The following is a 20,152-nucleotide window of genomic DNA, read 5'->3' on the forward strand; positions in this document are numbered from 1 at the left end:
CTATTTAAAATCCCTTCTGTTATAAATAATTACTGATATAGAAAATAATATTATTCCAATTAAAAATCAAAATATAGTAACACCATATACTGGACTAGTGTTTCCAACAACTTCTAACGAATAGTATTTATTACTACTTTTTATATTTAATCCATAAGCACTTGTTGTTGTACCATCACTTGTCGATTTATTACTCGTGCTAAATTGTGTAGTTAATGTAAAAGTTTTTTGTTGGTTTAAATTTTTACTTTCATAAAACTTCAAATCAAAACTTATACTATCTTTTTTTAAAAGATGATTACATAGTTCTAAATAACTTGAGCCATTTAATGATAATAGATTCAAAATCGAAACTGCAACTAAAAGTTTTTTAGCATCAGTATAATATGTTGTTTGTTCCATATTTTTTTCTTCTATTAAAGGGATAATCATATCACTGCTTATGATGTTTTTAAATTCATACTTATTAACAAAATCATTAAATATGTTGTTAAAGTCAAAATCATTTGTTGTACCATTATTTTGTTTTAATTTGTTGTTTGCACTGCTTAAAAAATTAAAAAAATCATAAGATATATTTTTATTATTTATAACCTTTGTTAAATAACTATTAAATGTTTGTGTTAAATTTGATATTTCATTTTTATTTGAATATTCAAAATAATTTGGAATATAAATTTTTGATTGAACAGTATTTATAGAATTCTTTTCTTTAATATTAAATAATGTTTGTTTACTATTTACATTAGCAACATCATATTCATGATTGCTTGCAATATAACTTTCTTTATCAAAAATATTTAATGGAACATAATAATTATTAGTTGAACTTATTTGATAATCATTATTGATATTAGTATTATCTGATACTTTTAAAAATTTATTATTTGTTTTTTTGATAATGTTTGTAGGTGAATAATTTTCAGATAGTGTTTGTTTTTCAAATGGGTTAATATATAAATCATTAGAATTAGATGCATAATTTTTTGAATTAATATCATAAATAAATTGACCAACATTAAGTCAAGATAAAGCAGAAAATCAATCATTATTATGATTTGCTTTTTTAATATCTTTTTCAAATTCACTATCTGTTAAAACACTATTTGATGTAAATGTATAAATTAAATTTGAATTGGTCGAATAATAAGATGTTGGATCTAAATACTTACTTCTATTATTATCCAAAGAAATAACAGGATCTGGCGAAACAAAAGTACTACATAAAGCTCCTATAGTTATTGTTCAATAACATAAAGATGTTGTTAACGACATTGACAATTTTCTAGATCAAGATAATGAAATCATTATACATATAGAACTAAAAATCAATGAACCTATAAAACAAGAACCAACAAGAGATAACAAAATAATTTTTGTATTTTTATAAACTCCTATATGGTTGTAAATATTATTTGTTAATATGCTTCCTGGCAAAAAAGCCAATAAATTAAAAAGTGAAATCAATACAGATAAAATGAAAACAAAAGAAAATTTTGTAATTAAGATTTGCCACCTTTCAATAGGTTTTGATACAATAATTAATTCAACTCCTTCATTTTCACAATCTTTAAAAATATTAATTGATTTAGAAATTAAAAATGTAATAGAAAACAAAGTTGCTATTATTGATGATGATATCAATATTTTATCTGATGCATATGCAAAAGAAAATAAAGGATTATTTTTTTCATCATTAGAAAGTGAAGAATATATTATATAAGGTACAAGAGAAATTATTAAAACTATCAAAAAAGATAAGATTGGCAAAATGAATGTGGTTTTTTTCTTAATTAAAAACTTAAATAAAAAATAACAATAAGATCAAATAGGTTTAAAACCATTTGACATCTGAAATCTTTCTTTAATTTTTTTTGTATTCTTTATCACAATAAAACCAACCTCTTCTTAATAAATATATTTTAAATGTTTAAAATTTTAAACAATAAAAATATATAAATCTTTTTTGTTTTTAAAAAATAAAAAAGTGGCATTACTAAGTAATACCACATATATTATTTTTTATATTCCAGAAAGTTTTTTAGTGTCTTGTGCAATCTTTAATTCTTCATTAGTTCTAACTGCATAAACTTTAACTCTAGAAATTAAGTTATTAATTTTTTTATAGTCGCTATATTTTTCAAGATTCTTTTCTCTGTCAATATAAATTTTTAATAAGCCTAATCTATCACATATTCTTTGTCTAACATCAAAAGAATTTTCACCAATACCACCAGTAAATACTATTGCATCAATATTACCTTCTAAATGATTTGCATATTGAGCAACATAGTTTGCAACTTTTTGAACAAAAATATCTCTTGCAAAATCATAATCATTTCCATCAACAGCATTTGATGCTATATCTCTAAAGTCTGAACTACCACAAATAGCTTTTAGACCTGATTCTTTATTTAATTCATTACATATTTCATTGATAGATAAATTTAAGTTTTCAGAAACAAACTGACAAATTGATGTATCAATATCACCACTTCTTGTACCCATAACTAATCCAGCTAATGGCGTTAATCCCATTGTTGTGTCATATGATTTATCATTTTTAATACAACAAATACTAGCTCCATTACCTAAGTGACAAACAATTAAATTTAATGGTTTATCAGTATTTAGAACTTCTTTCATTTTTTCTAAAATATATCTATATGAAGTTCCGTGAAAACCATATCTTTTTATTGGTAAAGATTCAAGTCATTTTTTTGGTACAGCATAATAATTGTTTACCTTTGGAATTGATGTATGGAAAGATGTATCAAAAACTGCAACATTTTTAGCAGCAGGAATTTTTTCCATCAATAACGAAATAACATCATATTCAGGTTTATTATGTAAAGGTGCTAATTTTATATTGTTATATATGTTTTGTAGTTGTGCTTCATCAATTAAAACAGAACTTGTTACTTCTCCACCTTGTACAACTCTATGACCTATTCCACAAATACTTTCAAGTGAATCAACAACATTTAATTCAATTATCTTTTTAATAAAATAATCAATCGCAAGATCATGATTTGCAAAGTTTGCGTTTTCTTCAAAATTTTCACCATTAGTCAATGATAATTTAAAATAACCGTCAACTCCTATTCTCTCACATAAAGCAGACGCAATTTCATTCATGTCAACATCATAAATTCTAAATTTAATAGAACTTGATCCAGCATTAACAACTAAAATATTTTTATTCATTTTAATACCTCTATATTTTGTATATATTAATTATTATATTCTTTATTCAAATAAAAAATTGGAAAAATAAAAAAACTAAAATGTATCAATGTTACATCTTAGTTATTGTTGTAATAATGAATAAGAGCTTGGGTGCCTAAATTCTCCATTCCTTTTTTAGCAAGTTTTTTATACATTTTTAAAACAGTGTTTAACACCTTTAATTTTTGTGGTTTAATTTCCTCTTTTATAAGTTTCATATCTTTTATAAAATGTTTTATATAAAATCCTGGTTCAAAACTATTTTGTAAAATTTTTGGACCATTATTTATTATTTGTCAATTAGAACCAGCACCTGTAGAAATAGAATTTATTATTTTATTTAAATCTAATTCCTTTTTTTGAGCATAATATAAAGATTCAACAGTACAAGCTATTGTACCTGCAACACTAATTTGATTAGCAAGCTTAGCATTTTGGCCAGAACCACCTTCACCAAAATAAGTTATATTTTTTCCTAATAAATTAAGTATAGGAAGTATTTTTTTAAAATTTTGTTCCTTGCCACCAACCATTATTGATAATGTACCATTTTTAGCACCTATATCTCCACCACTTACTGGACAATCTAAAATATTTTCATTTAAACCATAAAGTTTTTTAGCAAGAGAAGGAGAAGAAGTTGTCATATCAACACAAATTGTGTGTTCACCAATATTTTTAAGAATTCCATTTTCTTTCAAATATATTTCTTCAACATCTTTTGGATAACCAACCATTGTAAAAACAATATCAGCATCATGAACTGTTTGTGCTATTGAATCACAAACTTGTATACCATAAGTTTTTAGTGGTTCAGCCTTTGATTTTGTTCTATTAAAAACTTTAATATCCGGATTGCTTTTATAGATATTTAAAATCATATTAATACCCATAACTCCAGTCCCAATTCATGCTATTTTCATATATAACTCCAAAATATATTTTTAAATTATGCCAACACTTTTTTTAAATTCTTCATACAAGTTGTATTTGTATTCTCATTGATTGATTGTAATACCATTATTGTTTTTCTTAATTATGTCTAAAACATTTTGATTTACATTAATAAAATCGAATGTTCCATTGAAATTATAAATTGTTTGATAACCACCTCAATAAATACCAACAACTTCATTTTTAGAATTGATAACCATAGATCCAGAACTTCCACCTAATAAATTAATATTTTTTACACAACCTTGAACTGCAACATTCTTTTGTGAATAATAAATATTTTCATTAAACTCATTTTTATCTGGATTGTTTATATCATCTTTACCAACACCTATAAAATTAATTTCTGGTAAATCACTTGGTCTATAATTTTTGTAACCATGATGTGGAAGATTAGATAAAGGATAATAATTTTTATGACCTTCTTTTATTTTTCATCCAGAATCTATTTCAATTCCGCTTCATCTTGGTATATATGAACCATTATCTTGATGTGTGTCCGCTGGAAAACCCCCAATGTAAAGTTTTTCTCCTTCAACAACTGTATCAGCGATTTTTGTTGGTGAGTAATTGTAATTTGATAACATGTTTGCTAATAAACTTGAATATTTATAGTTATATGGTTGGTTATAAAACTTTGAAAAATCAACTCTTAAAACTGCAAAATCAGATGTTGGATTCAAAACATAACTACTATCATATCGAGTTTTTGTTGGGTCTAAAACATCAAAACTTTTAAATGTTGTGTTTGCTGAATAAACAACTGAAAAATCTTGATTTGGGATTAATGCAGGACTAACATTAAAGTTTGAATTGTAATATGTATTATTAATATTTTCTATATATTTAAGTTTTGTATCTTGAGTTTGCGTAGCTAGTGATGTTCCAGGTGTTAAGTTTCTATCCCAAATAATACCAACATCCATTCCAACAAGAGTGGCCTCTTTGTCATTTGAAACTTTAATAGTGTTATTATTTTTATCAAATAATGCTCTTTTAAAACTTTTACCACTATTGTTAACAATTGCTGCAACATGCAAATTAGTTGCCAAGTAATAAACATGATTAGCTCTTTTATCTTTTGAAATTATTCATGATGTTCCATTTACAAAAGATTCACCATTGCTGCTTCTTGTTTTAAAACGCAAAGAAAAACTTCTTTCACTAATATACTTTAAATGTTCAGAATTTTTTTTATAATCAAAAATTTCTGGAGAATCAAAACTTGAATAATTTTCAATTACATAGTTTCCATAAAAACATGATGTGAATACAAAAGTACTACCAAACAATAAAGGAACAGAACATATTTTGCATAGAATATTAAATTTCATTTTAGATACCTATTTAAAATATTATACAAGTATTTTTTGTTTAATTCTTTATTATTGAAAATATGGAAAAACTTTAAAAATTTAATTTAAATCATTTAATAAGTTATTGTTTGATTTCACTAAGTAATTTAAAATCAATTTTACCTATATTAGTTCTTGGCATAAGATCCAAGATTTTTATATCACTAGGAATTGAATATTTAATTAAACATTGATTACATAAATTAATAATTTCTTCTTTAACTTTGTGAATATCAATATTTTTTTGTTTTAAAGTAATAAATGCTCTAAGTAATGTTTTGTTGTTTTGTTGGTATGGAACAACACAAACTTCATCAACAAAATCTAAATGTAAAATAATTTTTTCAACTTCTTCTGGATAAACATTAATTGCATTAATTTTAAATGATCTTTTCATTCTTCCAATTAAATATAAAAAACCATCTTCATCAAGTTTTCCAATATCACCTGTTTTAATTCATTTATTGCCATCTTTAATAGAAAAACCTTTATCATCATTTAAATATTGTTCCATTAATGAATTATTTGTTATTACAATTTCACCAATTTGATTAGGTTTTAGTTTATTATTATTTTCATCTCATATTTCAATAACAGTATTTGGAATTGATTTACCACAACTTCCATTACGATAATAGCCATCTCTATTAACACAACAAACACCAGATACTTCAGTCAATCCATATCCTCTCATTATTCTTGCTGTACCATTATATTTTTTTATAATTTCATCAAATTCTTTAACTTCAGTATCTGTTATTAAATCGCCACCACATCAAATATCTTCAAGATATTTTAAATGATTTCCAAAAAATGCTTTTCTAGTGATAATTTTTTTAAACATTACTGGAATTCCTGCCACAAAATTAATTTTGTGTTTTTTAAATAATTTAGCTACATGTTTAAAATTAAATTTTGGAACTAAAACTAAATTATATTGATTACATAAACATGTATGAATAGCAACACCTAATCCATAAGCATGAAAAATTGGAAGTAATACAAGGGCGTTTTTCCCTGGAACTATTTGTTTACTATACATTTTCTTTAAATTATCTGAAAGATTGTTTAAAGATAAATTTGAAAGTTCAACAATTTTTGGTGATCCAGTTGTTCCACTACTATGCATTCTACAAACTGGATCTACATCCAAAACTTCTTCTTGAGAATAATTTATATTGTTATCTTTTTTTAATAATGAATTAAAATTTAAACAATTTTTGATTTTTATTTTCTTACATAATAAAAAAGCTTTAATAAAAGGTTTTAAAGTTCCCATAAAATCTGATAATGATGTTTTAATAAGTATTTGATTAGTATTTTTTAAAAGGCTAGTATCTTTAACTAAAAAATCAACAAACAATAATCCTTTGGAATTGTTCTCTTTTAAATTGTTTTTTAAACTTTCTATTGGTACTAAAGGATGAACTAAATTAGCGATTACACCTAATTTAGAACAAGCATAAAAAGCAATTAATGACTGTGGGTTTGTTGGTAAATAAATAGTTAAAACATCACCTTTTTTAAATCCTAATTTAATTAAAGAAGATGCAAAATTATCTACATAATTTATAAATTTAGATATTGATATAGTTGTGTCATAGTATGATATAGTACCAGTATTTTTATTTGATTCTTTAATCATTTTTTCATAACAATTCATAGTTAAAACCTTTAATAAAAACTTAATTATTGTGTAAAGTAAAAAATCCCCTTTAAGGGTATTTTTTATAATTTGATATATATTTTTTTATATCTTAAAACTCAATGGATTGCAGTAAATGCACCCATTAAAGCAATTATTATTGGAATTGCAGCACCAGCACTTACTTTATTAAGTGAAGCTTCTCCAATTCCACCTTCTAAAGCAAATCCAACAAGTTTTAAAGTTATATATGTAAATATTGAGTTAGCACCTCAATCTGCAAATAAATCATATTTAGGTTTGAAGTTATTAAATAGATTGAAAATTCCTCATATCATTGCTGACAAGCTTGCAGTAAATAGAGCATACATAGGAGTTGCACCTCTTTTTGCTGCATAGAAATTTAATCCGACTACAAAGAACAATGATAAGAACATTAAAACAGAACATATTACTCAATAAGATTTGTGTTCTCTTAATTCATAATAAACTGATCCAAATAATAAAATCATTGCTCACATTATTCCACCAATTACACCACCTTCAAGAATTTTATTAGCAAAAGCAAATAATCCATTTTGATATAAAACAGACATTATAGCTATTATGAATAGTATTGTAATTAATCTTGCTCATTTTGAAAGAGCTATAAAAGGCAAAGCAAATAGACCTGATAACCCAATATTTTGCAATGTATCTCAAACTCATCCACCATAAAGAGTTGTAGTAGGAGCAGTAAAAGATTCCCCAGTTTTTACAAGAATAAAGTATAAACTAAATAATCCCATGATGGCAGCATACCATTTTGTACCATTTGCCATAATTGTTTTAATTTTATATTTATCAGTTTTTATAAAAACAGAAGCAAAAGATAAAATAACTAAACCTAAAACAATTCAAAATGAAACTGCATAAATTTTTATTTGAATAGAAAATTTTTCAAAACTATTTTTTGCTGGTTCTGTTCAAACATCAATTCATCCATCTTCTAGACCGTTTATCACACTACCTAAACCAATTAAAGCTAAAAATCTTGTTGCTAATTGAAGGTATGCTCTTAAAGTTCCATATTTTCTTTCTCTACTTCTAAAACTTGGAATAATTGTTAAACCAATAGCAAATATAAACATTGGTGCAAATAAGTCTGCAAATGAAACACCAGGTATTTTTATACTATTATTAACTCCTGGAATAGAAACTCCAGGAAGTATTATTAATGACCCATTATTTCCATTTTCTCTTGGTGCATGTTTAAATAAAGATCCTAAGAATGTTCCAAATTCACCTACAAATAAATTGTGTCCAAATAAAGGAACAATAATTGACAAGGCCAACATGAACATACAAAAACCTTTAAAACGATCAACAGAAAGAATTCTTTCTTTTATTGTTTTTTTATCATGTTCATCTTTAAACTCTAAATTATTAGGCAATGAAACATTGTTACCATTTTCACTATTAACTTCTGATGAAGTAGGTTCTTTTACTTCATCATTTGTTTTTTCTTCTTTTAAATTTTCATCTTTATTAGAATTTGATTTTTTAGATTTTGAAGATTTTGTTGTTTGATTACTTTTGTTATCTTCTTTTGTATCTTTCACATTAACATCTTCTTTAGCTTCAACTTGATCATTGTTATTTTCTTTGTTTTCAACATCTTTAGTTGAAGGCCTTTTGAAAAAGTTTTTAATATTTTCAAATAACAGCATTTTCAGTCTCCTTATTTATATTGATAATTTTCTATTTGTTTTATATAAACCAAATGCAATAGCAGTTAATCCAACAACGGCAACTATTCCTTGAATTGATGCTAGTCATGCTGGTGCATCAGTTAATGCCGCTTTAGGGGCAACCGCCCCATAAACCCCTAGAACAAAGAACTCAATTAAGAACATAATAATTGGGTTCTTGCCCCATCAAACAAAAGGGGTAAAATTCAATTTGTAAAATTTTGAAAAACAATCAAAACAAGCAAACACAATTCCAGATAATCCAATTGTTGTAAGAATGAATGTAGGACTACATGATCCAAGATTTATATTTCCAAGTCATTGGATAAGTAGTATCCCAAGTGAAGCAACTATTGCACTAACTGCAAAACTAGCATTTTTGTTTTTGTAATATATTTCGCCAATAAACATGGACAATAGCAACATTGCTCCTCATCCAAAACCACCGATTACTCCACCATGAACTGGAATATCAAGATAAGTTTTGTTATTTCCTGTTTGATGATAAATACTAAATAAAATGAATATGATAATAAATCCAGATAGTTTTACTCATTTATTAAAAATAACAAATGGAATTGCTACAAGAATGGCAAAACCTATGGTTTGCAATGTTACTCAGTAAACATAAATTTGTGATTTACCTGTCAATATAAGATGATAATCAATTGAAGTAATAATAATATTGATAATCCCCATACAAGAAAGAGATATATAAAATATTTGTGCAACAATTGATCTATAGAGGTTTGGCATTTTTGGAATCAAACCTATTAATCGGCATATAAGTGATAAAAGAGCTATTACTGAAAATGCTGTTAATGTATAAGCAACTGCATCTAATTGATTTTTTCCACCAAAAAAATCTAAATATTTGTTACAGAGATCTAAAAAAGTTCCAATACCTAAAATCGTTAATGCTCTTTCAATAGCATGAATAAATGCTTTAAGTGTACCTTGCCTATTTTTTCTATTAATAAAAGACAAACTAAATGTTAGTCCAATTGCAAAAATAAATGCTGGTGCAATGAAATCAGCAAGAGTCATTCCTGGAAGAATAACTATTCCTTTCTCTAAACTATGATTAGCAATCCTGGATAATATACCTAAACTTGGAAAGTTTTTTAGGAATTGAAAGATCAACATACAGAAGACACACATTCCTCTAAAAGCATCTATACTTTTTAAACGAGTGACGCCATTAAAATAATCATCTGATAAGAAAATCATTTTGGACTTATCTTTTATATTTCCTTGGGATAATAGATTGAACTTCATTTCCTACCCCTTCAATAGATAGTTTATATAAGCTTGTTATTAAAACTTTTAAATGTTACTTATTTAATTTAGTTTGAATTGGATATTATGACTTCTTATTTAATCGCGCAATTTACCTGCGAATGCAATAGTAAATTTTTAAAATTTTATAAAATATTACCAATTCATTTGTTTGACAGCTTTTTTTATTTATTTATTAAAGTTGACCTCTTCTGAATGTAAAACTAATTTTTTATTTTTACAGATGATCCAATTGATTCAAAAAAAATAAAATCAATTTAAATCATGTGAAAAATAAATTCGTTAATTAGTATATCAAAAAAAAAAAAAACACCTTTTTTGAAAAAAATCGTTCATCTACTATAAAAATTAATTGAGTATTATATTAATATATAAAATATAGTTTATGTTAATATAATAGCAATAATTAATATATAAATAAGGGCAAAATATGGCTATCAAATCAATAGAAAAACTTGTAATTAATAATACTAAACCATTAACAAAAAAAGAAATTTATAAATTAATAAGCAATAACATAAACATTTCAGAAACTGTTATTAGAGATATATTTGAAGATTTTTCAAATTTACTTTTTGCAGAACTTGATAGATGTGGAGAATTCAAAATGTTTGATTGAGGAAAAATAAAAGTAACTCACTCAAAAGCTAGACTTGGTAAAAATCCACTTACAGGTGAAAGCGCTGTTTTTAAATCTAAAACTAAGTTGAAATTTACTTTTTCAAAACAATGTAAAGATTTTGCTGAAACACTTTATGTTTAGTAAATTTTGGTAACCTAAAGATTTAAAAAAATAATTATTAAAAAATATATTTTAAGATAAAATAATAATGTTTACTAATAACGCATTTATTGGTAAAAGCTAAAATGGAGGATCGAATGGCAGTAAAATCAATGGAAAAATTGGTAATTGATAGTGGTAAACCTCTTACAAAAAGAGAAATCTACAAATTAATTAGCAACAACATTAATATTTCAGAAACTGTTATTAAAGACATCTTTGATGATTTCACAAAGCTTATGTTCGCTGAATTAGATAGATGTGGAGAATTTAAATTATTAGATTTAGGAAAAATCAAAGTTACTCACTCTGATGCTAGACTTGGTAAAAACCCTTTAACTGGAGAAAACACAGTTTTTAAATCTAAAACTAAGTTAAAATTCTCTTTCTCTAAACAATGTAAAGAATTCGCAGAAACATTATATGTTTAATACAAATGCAAACCAAACACCTAATTAAATTAGGTGTTTTTTTTATTTATTTTTTATGTAAGAAAATACTATAAAAAAAATAAGAAAAAGATCATAATGACAAATTATTTTGTTATTTTTTTTAATAAAACTGTTTAAATTTTAATAAAAAAAATATCACAAAATTGATAATAATTTATTTTTATTAATACGTTTGAAAACCGGTTGATTACGAAACAGATTATAGTAAATTTAAGATATAAGATTTCACATATATTTTATGTAAGGGAGGTTAATTTGAAAAAAATTAATAGAATACTATTTGTTAAATCTTTATTTATAACATCAACGGGTTTTATGGTAGCACCATTTGTTGGTTCACAATTAACTTTAACAAATAGTCAAGACAAAGGAACTTTAACTAATCTAACTGATAAAAATGCTATCGGTATTAACAACACACACACACACACACACAGAGAGAGAGAGAGAGAAGGAGGCATTTTTGATTCAGTAGATTCTACTAATGAAAAATATCAAATTTCTCCTATACCAAGTTCAGAAGAAATGGAATCAGATTCTAAATGAATTGAAAGTATAAAAGAAACTCAAAACAATAATACTATTAAATTAATATTTACAAGAAATGCATCTCTTGTATATCAACAATCAACATTAGTAACAAATTATTTATTAGAAAAAAATAATTATCAAAAAAATGAAATGAAAAATGAAATAGCTTTTTTCATTGATAGTGATGTATATAAAGATCATGATAAATTTGATTTTTCAAAATATGATGAGTTAACGAAAAATTATGAGACAAGCCAATTTTTATTAATTAGCAACCAAAACAATTTTCCAGATGTTACAAAAGATGAGGATTATCGTATATTTCCATCTACAGAAATGCTAGGTACAATATTTGAGTTCTACAAAAACAAATATGGCAATGATGTATCTTTTGATATTTGAATACCAGATCTTTCTTTAACTTCTGTTTGAGGAAAATATAATGGTAGCAAAGAATGATATGATATTTTGCAACATACAAATCATATATACATAACATCAGATGGAAATTCACAAACATTTAAGTTTGTAGAGTCATATATAAAATGATTAAATAAACAAAGCAAAGACATCGAAACATTAAATAATCAAACTTTGACTAAACTTAATTCAATATTTGATAAAACAAATTCAGAAGCTTCATTTGATGCATATTCAAAATCTGTTCTATGAGATTTTTTAAGAACTAATTTATTTACAATCTTTCACATAACAAGATACATTGACTCACCATATTATCAAACAAGCACAGAAAGAATGTATCCAGCTTATAGTTTTAACTATGATTATTATGATTTATCAAATAAATTATTTGAAGAAAAATCAACAACTCAAAAAGATAATTATATAAGTAACTATGAGAAGTTTTTTAAAGTTGAAAATGCACAACTTAAAGATTTTGTTTATAAAGGATTTGAAAATTATGATCCTAAAAAGAAAAACATTATTTGAATGGGTGATTCATTAATTAGAGAAGTAGCACATGTTAACAGCAAAAGAGCTGAAGAAATACAAAACACTTTTTTAGGAATTACAAAAAAATATCCAGTAGATCAATATAACTATTTCTTTAAACATCATCCATATTACACAACTGAACAACAAGAACAAATGACAAACTTTATATCTAAAAAAAGTGAAAATATTAAACCAATTTATTTTAATAATTTCCCTTGAGAGATGTTTCTTAGTTGAGATAAAAAAGAACAATCAAAAAACAAAGAGTCAAATCAAACATATGTTCCATTTTTTACAGCTACATCAAATAATGAAACAATTCCTCAAACTCAATTAATTGGAATTCAATACACGTCAACAACAATTTTATCTACATATTTATTTTTAAAACAGAATTATAAACAAACAGAGGAACAAGCATATAAATCAATAGACTATAATAATTTCCCAGTTCCAGGAACATTTGACATTATATATAGAGGTTTACCATCTCAAGTACCATATAGTGATCAAATTAAAGTAAACAAAAAAAGAACAATAGATGTATACAATCCATTTTTAGAAATAGGATATATCAAAAAATTCCATGATGACCAATTAACTACAAAAGAATTTTCAAACATTAACAACATTAGTTCAAATTTTTATAACGATGTATGATATATGGAAGTTTGACAAGACCCAATAACTATTACATTTATTTCTATTGTTATAGTTATCACTTCATTTGCATGTTTAATTTTGTTTTCATATTCAAGAAAACAAAATAAGATAAATTCTAAAAAATAATAATCTATTATTTGCATTAAATATTTAAGCCATTCTCTAATATAAAAGGAATGGTTTTTAAATATCATCTATAATTTCTTATAAGAACATTTCACTATTAAATATTTATTTAACATTAATTTTTTTAATTGCTGATATTAGATCTAATATACCTGGAAAAATAAGTTCTACTTCAATAGCATTCTTTTCAAAAAATTCTATTGGTATGCTTTGATATAAAGAAAATTTAGTATATGCATTTTCTAACAATTTGCTTGGTAACAAGTATGTTTTATTTAAATCAAAAAAATGTAATATGATAAATGAAATTCCACCAAAATTATTAATTCTTATTATGTGTTTTATTTGGTGATCTTTAATCATATTTAAAGAGAAATTATTACCATTTGTTTGTTTTGTTTCAAAGTCTACATACTTTCCATCTATAATTCCAAAAAAATCTGTAAAAGATTTTTTATTTAAATGACCTTCTATTTTTGTTTCTTTTTTACTTATTATTTTTATTGGTAAATTTCTTTTCTCTATATGACATAAATTATTTGCTTCATAATAACTAATAGTTTTGTTAATTAGTTCTTCAATATACATTCCTCTATTTTTTAGCATATTTGCTCCCATTCAAATTCATACATATTTTAAAATAAAAATACACGAAATAGAAAATCTATCTCATGTATTTTTATTTAACCAATACTTTTTATTATGCAATAAATAAGTTTAAAGCAACTGTTGCTACTTCTTTACTTGAACTACCACCAATTATTTTATCAATTCCAGGGAATGAAGGAACACTAATGTTTCCTCATAATAAAATTGCACCAATTATTAAACATAAAGATCCAATTGTTGGAATAATAAATGTAAGCGTTTTTATTAATGATCCAAAGAATGGAATTTTTTTAAGTGGAAAAAATATTGCTGTATACCCTAATAGAACTGCACCACCAGCTAAGAATAATTTTAATCCAAAGTAAGCTGTTGAAGATGCATTACCTCTACTAACAATATAATCTTGTATTCAAGTATTTAGTTTAGCTATTGGCCCTAATTGCGTTAATGTATCCCAACCTTTAGTGTTTAAACCAAAGAAAGAAATTGTATACATTATTCACAACACTGCTAAAACTAGAAATAACAACGAGAATAATATTTTAAATAATTTCATATATCTCCCCTATTCTTGCTTTTATTATATTATATAGGAGTGTAATTTCAAATAGATTAAACCAAAAATTAAAATTACTATATTTTAATAAAATAGTGGTTTTTTATTTTATTACTCTAACAATTTTGTTAACTATATTTTTTAAAGGTTTATCTATAGTAATAGTAAATTCAGTTGATGGTTGATTAACTATGTTTATAGAAACATTATCACTATTTTTTATGTCAATTATATTAAATTCAACATTGTTTAAATCTGGCATTAATATTTCAAACTTAGAATTTTTAGTAAAATAGTTTTTTGAATGGATTTTGAATGTTCTATCTGTAATTTCTTCAATGAATACAAAAGCAAAGTTTTGTAATAATTCTCTTTCTTCTTCAAAATATAGCATTTTTGATTCATTTGGATTTTTATCAAAAAAAGCAGACGATGTTAATCTATTTTCAGCTTTTTGCAATTCTTTTTTTACTTTTGATATATCAATTTCTTTTTTATTAATATACGCATCTATAACATTTCTATAGCAAGCTGTGACAGTAGCCACATAGTGAATAGATTTCATTCTTCCTTCAACTTTGAAAGATGCAACATTAACAGACATTAATTGATTCATATTTTCAAGTAAAGACATATCTTTTGCAGACATGGTAAAATATTTGTCAATATTTTCAAGATTAACTATTTTATATTTTCATCTACAAGATTGAGCACAACCACCAACATTAGCATCTCTTAATGAAAAATTATTAGACATCATACATCTACCAGAATAAGAAATACAAACAGCTCCATGAATAAAATATTCAAGTTCTATTTCTTCTTTAAGATTTTTATCAAGTAATGCTAACTCTTCAAAACTTGTTTCTCTACCTAACACAACTCTACTTGCACCATTTCTTTTTCAAAATAAAGCTGCTTTAGAATTACAAACAGATTGTTGAGTTGATATGTGCACTTCAAAATCCTTATTTATTTCTTTTATTTTAGAAAAAATATAAGGATCAGCAACAATTGCAGCATCAACATTACACTCATTGATTTTTTTAAAAAATGGTTCAAACCCTAGTAAGTGTCCATTATGACAAATAATATTTAAAACCACATACACTTTTTTATTTTTACTATGTGCATAATCTGTAATTTTTTTAATTTCACTAAAATCAAAATTTGAACTTCTAGCTCTTAGTGAATAAGCTTTTGGTCCAATATAAATTGCATCAGCACCATATTCTAAAGCATACATTCCTTTTTCAAAGTTACCAGCAGGCATTAATAACTCATATTTCATTATTATTCTCCCTCCTGTTCATTATCATTTTTTAGTGTATGTAATATATCACCCATTTTTCCAAAAAAACCTTCTGATACAATGTGGTCAACATAATCTTTTTGTTTATCAAATAATTTTATTATCTCATTTTCATTGTTTAAATTACTTAAAGCTTGATTAAATAATTTAACTATTTCAATAACTTGGTTATCTTTCATAAATAGAGAATCAATAATTAAACCATCAATATTTGAATCATAAAGTTCTTTAAGTCTTTTGATACAACTTAAAAAATAACCTGTTAGCATGTGAGTTCCACTATTATCTTCATAAATAATATTGGGATATTTTCTTAAATCTTCTTTTATCTCCCAATATGATAAATTATCAAATTTATTTTCTTTAACATCAGCATGTTTTAAAAAATTTGACAGCATAGGTCATCTTGAATGCATTACAAACCCAAGACCAAACCCCTTAACATAAACTTCCATTGCTTTTTTGTTAAGACCTATTTTTTCATTTCATTTGTCATTAATTCTGTAGCTAAAGAAACTCTTGTAATTTTATTTTTAAGATAAAAATCAAATTGACCATAGCTTGTTACAATAGTTTCTGGACTATAATGCAAATTTAAATTTAAATTTTCTTCATAACATATTTGTGGTATTGCAAAATCATGAAACATAACATAATCAATATCAATATCATTTAATAACTTTAATGTTTCAGTTAAACCATTCATTTGATTTTCAAAATATATGTCATTAAGACACACAGTAATTTTGCTATTACCTTTATTTTTACAAAGAGACTTTATTTCTTCTATTGTAAAAACATTATTAAAACGACAACAATAATCTTTAAGTCCAACTATAATGTTATCAACATTAAGTTCTAACATTTTTAAAGCTAAAGAATAGTTCCCACAAGTTACAGATAATTTCATAGTTTTTTCCTTCCTTTTGCACACAGCCAAACCATCACCAACATTAACTATTTTTATATTTCAATCCTTTTTTTGATTTAAGTATTTAATAAAATTATTATTTTTATTTATTATTTTTAAAGCCTGCTTATTATTTTTGCTTAAAAGTCTTTTAAGAAAAATATTGTCTATTATTATCATTCCATTATGGTTTATATAATTTTGATATTTTTCAAATAACAACTCTTGTTTTGATTTTGGACCATCAATAAAAATAATGTCATATTTTGAATCAGGTTTATATTCAAATGCATCAGCCAATACATATTCAACTTTAGAACTTACTTTATTAGAGTTTTGAAAATATATTTCATTTTTTTCAATAGTTTTAATTTTTTTTAAATCTGTTTTTAATGCAAAAAAAGTTGAGCTAAAACCATTACCTGTTCCAATTTCTAACATAGTAGAAAATTTGTGAATCGATATTAATGACCAAATGTAATAACACGATTCTATTTCCAAAGGATGATGATTGTTTTTTATACTTTCTAAATATAATTTTCTAATATATGACATATTTTTTCCAAAGCAATAAATATTATAGTTTATTAAAGTTAAATAAAAAAATAAATAGAATTTTTGTTTTCTATTTATTTTTTATATTTAAAACAATATGGAAAATGATCATTATAAATTCCTATGGCTTGTAGATAAGATAATATCGTCACACTTCCAAGATATTTGAAGCCATATGATTTTAATTCTTTATATATTTGATCTGATAACAAAGTTGTTTTTATATTTGGATCTAAATTCTTTTGTTGTTTAAACCCAACTTTACTTCATAAATAATTGTATAAAGAATCATAATCTTCAATAAGTTTTAAATAAGCTTTTGCATTTGTTGTAATGCTTGATATTTTTTTAATATCTTTTATGACATCATTTGTTTTTGCAATCTTAGCAAGCTGTTCCACATCCATTTTAGAAATGGCAACTATGTTATTAAAATCAAAATGTTTTTCATATCCTTTTTCTTTTGCTAACAGCACACTGAAACTAAGCCCTGTTGCTTGTGATTCTAATATTAACAATTTAAAAAGAACATTTTCATCTTTACAAACATTACCTCAAAAATTATCATGATGATCTTTATAATGTTTATTTTTATTTGCTCATTCACATCTAATTTTTTCCATAATTAACCAAGTCTTATATCTTCTTCAAGATAATCAATATCTTTTCTTTTTGGAATTTTTCTTGCAAATATATCTAAAGTAGCACCAATACCAAGTTGTCCTATAAGCATCATGATGATAAGCGGAAGCAATGCTCATCATGGAAGGACAACAAGGCTTGATACTCCTGTTGATAAACCTGTTGTACCAAATGCTGAAGACATATCAAATAAATAATCTACAAAAGTAAAATTATATGGTTCTTGAAGTTGAACAAAGTTTTTACCATCATTATTTATAAAACTTAGAAAAAAGAATGCTGTTGTCAAAACAAACATTATCACAAATCCTAATAAGAAAATTAAAAAAGAATAAGTAACTGTTTTGTTTGGTATTGTTCTTTTGAACACACTAGTTTTATCTAAACCTCTTATTCAACTCATCATTGATTTAAACATAACTGCAATAGTTGTAGTTCTAATACCACCACCATTACTTGAAGGACAAGCTCCTATAAACATGGTAATGATATATAAAATTTTTGTTGATTCTGTTAAATTATATAATCCAACTGTAGCAAAACCAGCACTTCTTGTTGAAGCAACATTAAAAATAATACTTCAATTAATATTTAGTTGAGTAAGTTCTCCAAAGGGTTTGACCATTTGACCATTTTCACCCATTATTGGTTGTGTAAATTTAATCATTGGTTGAAATAACTTTTCTCCCTTTTCAGCACCACTATTAATAAAATGAACATCATAATTATAAACGCCTAAATATTCAGTCATAAAGGCAAGCCCAACACTAACAACACCTATTATGAAATATGATGTTAAACAAATTTTTGTAAATGAAGTATATTTGTTTTTAGGAAGATTTTTATATTCTGACCTATTAAAATATTTAGCAAGTATTTTGGTTTTAAAAAACCATTCCATTCTCATACTAAAATCATAAATTATTGGGAATCCAATACCACCAATAACAAATAAAAACATAAGTAGAACTTGAACAATAATTCCTAAATCATTTCTAAACAGAGACAAAGAACTAGAACCAAAAAGATCAAAACCTGCATTATTTAAAGCAGCACTTGATAAAAACACACCATGTCATAATGCTTTATCAAAATGTTGATAACCATCATTTACAACATTAGAATCAACAGTAATACCAAAATAATCTTTTGCATCTTGTTGTAAATAAAAAGGGACACTATAAATTATTGAAGCTAGTATTAAAGAAAAAATAAATTGAATTCCAGTTAGAATAAAAAACAATCTTACAATCATTTTTGATGATTGTGAAATTTTAGATCCACCTCTTTCAATGTGGAGCATCGATTTACTAAAAATATTTTTTTGAGTCAATCTATAAATAGATTTTCCTAATAAATAAAATAAGGAAATATATCCAAAACCACCAACTTGGATTAATGAATATACAACAAACTGACCAAAGAAATTCATATGAGTTCCAACCTCAATACCTGCAGTTAACCCAGTATCTGTAAAGGCTGAAACAGCAACAAACATAGCTTTTATAAAATTAACATGTAGTGTCTCACTTTTATTTAATAATTTATCGGCTTCACTCAAGTTTAAATTAAAGATATATTCATTGTTTTTATATTCATAACTTGTGTAATTATATGAAATAGGTAAATATAAAAGTATAGTTCCAATTAATACAATGACAATAATTCCCAAAAATACTTTTTTTGGTCAAGTTCAGTTCATAAAAATGAAATTTTTAGTACTTTTCTTTATATTCTTACTAAACTTTTTTGCATTAAAAGAACTAATTTTAATTCTTCTTTTAAAACTCTTTTTAAACTTAGATAAGTTATTTTTTTTCATTGTCAAATATTAACCCATTATAAGT

Annotated in this window: 18 protein-coding genes; 4 read left to right on the top strand and 14 right to left on the bottom strand. The window is 24.7% G+C overall.

Annotation, left to right across the window (positions count from 1 at the left end; all coding sequences use genetic code 4):
* The gene (locus tag EXC57_RS03965; protein ID WP_129692673.1) at positions 1–1,275 is read right to left on the bottom strand and encodes a hypothetical protein; all 1,275 of its coding nucleotides are present in this window, start codon (positions 1,273–1,275) and stop codon (positions 1–3) included.
* Between the two features lie 148 nt (positions 1,276–1,423).
* Between EXC57_RS03965 and EXC57_RS03970 the strand changes: the two genes are divergently transcribed.
* Positions 1,424–1,723: a hypothetical protein gene (locus tag EXC57_RS03970; RefSeq protein WP_129692674.1), complete on the top strand. Its 300-nt coding sequence runs from the start codon at positions 1,424–1,426 to the stop codon at positions 1,721–1,723.
* Between the two features lie 299 nt (positions 1,724–2,022).
* Here the strand turns inward: EXC57_RS03970 and EXC57_RS03975 are convergent, their stop codons facing one another.
* The 6 genes from EXC57_RS03975 to EXC57_RS04000 all read right to left on the bottom strand — a co-directional run bounded on the left by EXC57_RS03975 (position 2,023) and on the right by EXC57_RS04000 (position 10,190).
* On the bottom strand, positions 2,023–3,207 hold the full coding sequence (locus tag EXC57_RS03975; RefSeq protein ID WP_129692675.1) for an acetate kinase: 1,185 nt from the start codon (positions 3,205–3,207) through the stop codon (positions 2,023–2,025).
* Between the two features lie 98 nt (positions 3,208–3,305).
* The gene (locus tag EXC57_RS03980; RefSeq protein ID WP_004024857.1) at positions 3,306–4,151 is read right to left on the bottom strand and encodes an NAD(P)-dependent oxidoreductase; all 846 of its coding nucleotides are present in this window, start codon (positions 4,149–4,151) and stop codon (positions 3,306–3,308) included.
* Positions 4,152–4,172: 21 nt separating this feature from the next.
* Positions 4,173–5,516, bottom strand: a complete 1,344-nt coding sequence (locus tag EXC57_RS03985) for a DUF31 family putative serine protease (RefSeq protein ID WP_004024858.1) — start codon at positions 5,514–5,516, stop codon at positions 4,173–4,175.
* A 103-nt stretch (positions 5,517–5,619) separates the two neighbouring features.
* Complete coding sequence (locus tag EXC57_RS03990; protein WP_004024859.1) at positions 5,620–7,200, bottom strand: class I adenylate-forming enzyme family protein; 1,581 nt, start codon at positions 7,198–7,200, stop codon at positions 5,620–5,622.
* 65 nt (positions 7,201–7,265) lie between these two features.
* Positions 7,266–8,891, bottom strand: a complete 1,626-nt coding sequence (locus EXC57_RS03995) for a hypothetical protein (protein WP_040538213.1) — start codon at positions 8,889–8,891, stop codon at positions 7,266–7,268.
* 15 nt (positions 8,892–8,906) lie between these two features.
* The gene (locus EXC57_RS04000; protein WP_004024861.1) at positions 8,907–10,190 is read right to left on the bottom strand and encodes a heparan-alpha-glucosaminide N-acetyltransferase domain-containing protein; all 1,284 of its coding nucleotides are present in this window, start codon (positions 10,188–10,190) and stop codon (positions 8,907–8,909) included.
* Positions 10,191–10,641: 451 nt separating this feature from the next.
* On the opposite strand from EXC57_RS04000, the gene EXC57_RS04005 reads away from it, so the two are divergent.
* The 3 genes from EXC57_RS04005 (at position 10,642) to EXC57_RS04015 (ending at position 13,721) form a co-directional block, all read left to right on the top strand.
* Positions 10,642–10,974, top strand: coding sequence for an HU family DNA-binding protein (locus tag EXC57_RS04005; protein WP_004024862.1), 333 nt, complete (start codon positions 10,642–10,644; stop codon positions 10,972–10,974).
* Positions 10,975–11,090: 116 nt separating this feature from the next.
* Positions 11,091–11,423 carry an HU family DNA-binding protein gene (locus tag EXC57_RS04010; RefSeq protein ID WP_004024863.1) on the top strand — a complete coding sequence of 111 codons (333 nt, stop codon included), beginning with the start codon at positions 11,091–11,093 and terminating at the stop codon, positions 11,421–11,423.
* 276 nt (positions 11,424–11,699) lie between these two features.
* Entirely contained in the window at positions 11,700–13,721 is a 2,022-nt protein-coding gene (locus tag EXC57_RS04015; RefSeq protein WP_129692676.1) for a hypothetical protein, read from the top strand.
* Between the two features lie 105 nt (positions 13,722–13,826).
* Here EXC57_RS04015 and EXC57_RS04020 read toward each other — a convergent pair whose 3' ends face one another.
* From EXC57_RS04020 to EXC57_RS04050, 7 genes are all read right to left on the bottom strand, one after another.
* On the bottom strand, positions 13,827–14,327 hold the full coding sequence (locus EXC57_RS04020; RefSeq protein WP_004024866.1) for a Holliday junction resolvase RecU: 501 nt from the start codon (positions 14,325–14,327) through the stop codon (positions 13,827–13,829).
* Between the two features lie 94 nt (positions 14,328–14,421).
* Positions 14,422–14,886: a hypothetical protein gene (locus EXC57_RS04025; protein WP_129692677.1), complete on the bottom strand. Its 465-nt coding sequence runs from the start codon at positions 14,884–14,886 to the stop codon at positions 14,422–14,424.
* Positions 14,887–14,989: 103 nt separating this feature from the next.
* On the bottom strand, positions 14,990–16,177 hold the full coding sequence (locus EXC57_RS04030) for a U32 family peptidase C-terminal domain-containing protein (protein ID WP_004024868.1): 1,188 nt from the start codon (positions 16,175–16,177) through the stop codon (positions 14,990–14,992).
* A gap of 2 nt (positions 16,178–16,179) precedes the next feature.
* Complete coding sequence (locus tag EXC57_RS05320) at positions 16,180–16,653, bottom strand: U32 family peptidase (RefSeq protein WP_081463016.1); 474 nt, start codon at positions 16,651–16,653, stop codon at positions 16,180–16,182.
* Between the two features lie 17 nt (positions 16,654–16,670).
* Positions 16,671–17,663 (bottom strand): U32 family peptidase, encoded by a 993-nt coding sequence (locus EXC57_RS04040; protein ID WP_129692678.1) that lies wholly within the window; start codon positions 17,661–17,663, stop codon positions 16,671–16,673.
* A gap of 74 nt (positions 17,664–17,737) precedes the next feature.
* Positions 17,738–18,286 (bottom strand): DNA-3-methyladenine glycosylase I, encoded by a 549-nt coding sequence (locus tag EXC57_RS04045; RefSeq protein ID WP_004024869.1) that lies wholly within the window; start codon positions 18,284–18,286, stop codon positions 17,738–17,740.
* A 2-nt stretch (positions 18,287–18,288) separates the two neighbouring features.
* Positions 18,289–20,127 carry a TrkH family potassium uptake protein gene (locus tag EXC57_RS04050; RefSeq protein WP_004024870.1) on the bottom strand — a complete coding sequence of 613 codons (1,839 nt, stop codon included), beginning with the start codon at positions 20,125–20,127 and terminating at the stop codon, positions 18,289–18,291.
* Positions 20,128–20,152: the final 25 nt, after the last annotated feature.

It is taken from the genome of Malacoplasma iowae, from assembly GCF_900660615.1.
Lineage (GTDB): Bacteria > Bacillota_I > Bacilli_A > Mycoplasmatales > Mycoplasmoidaceae > Malacoplasma > Malacoplasma iowae.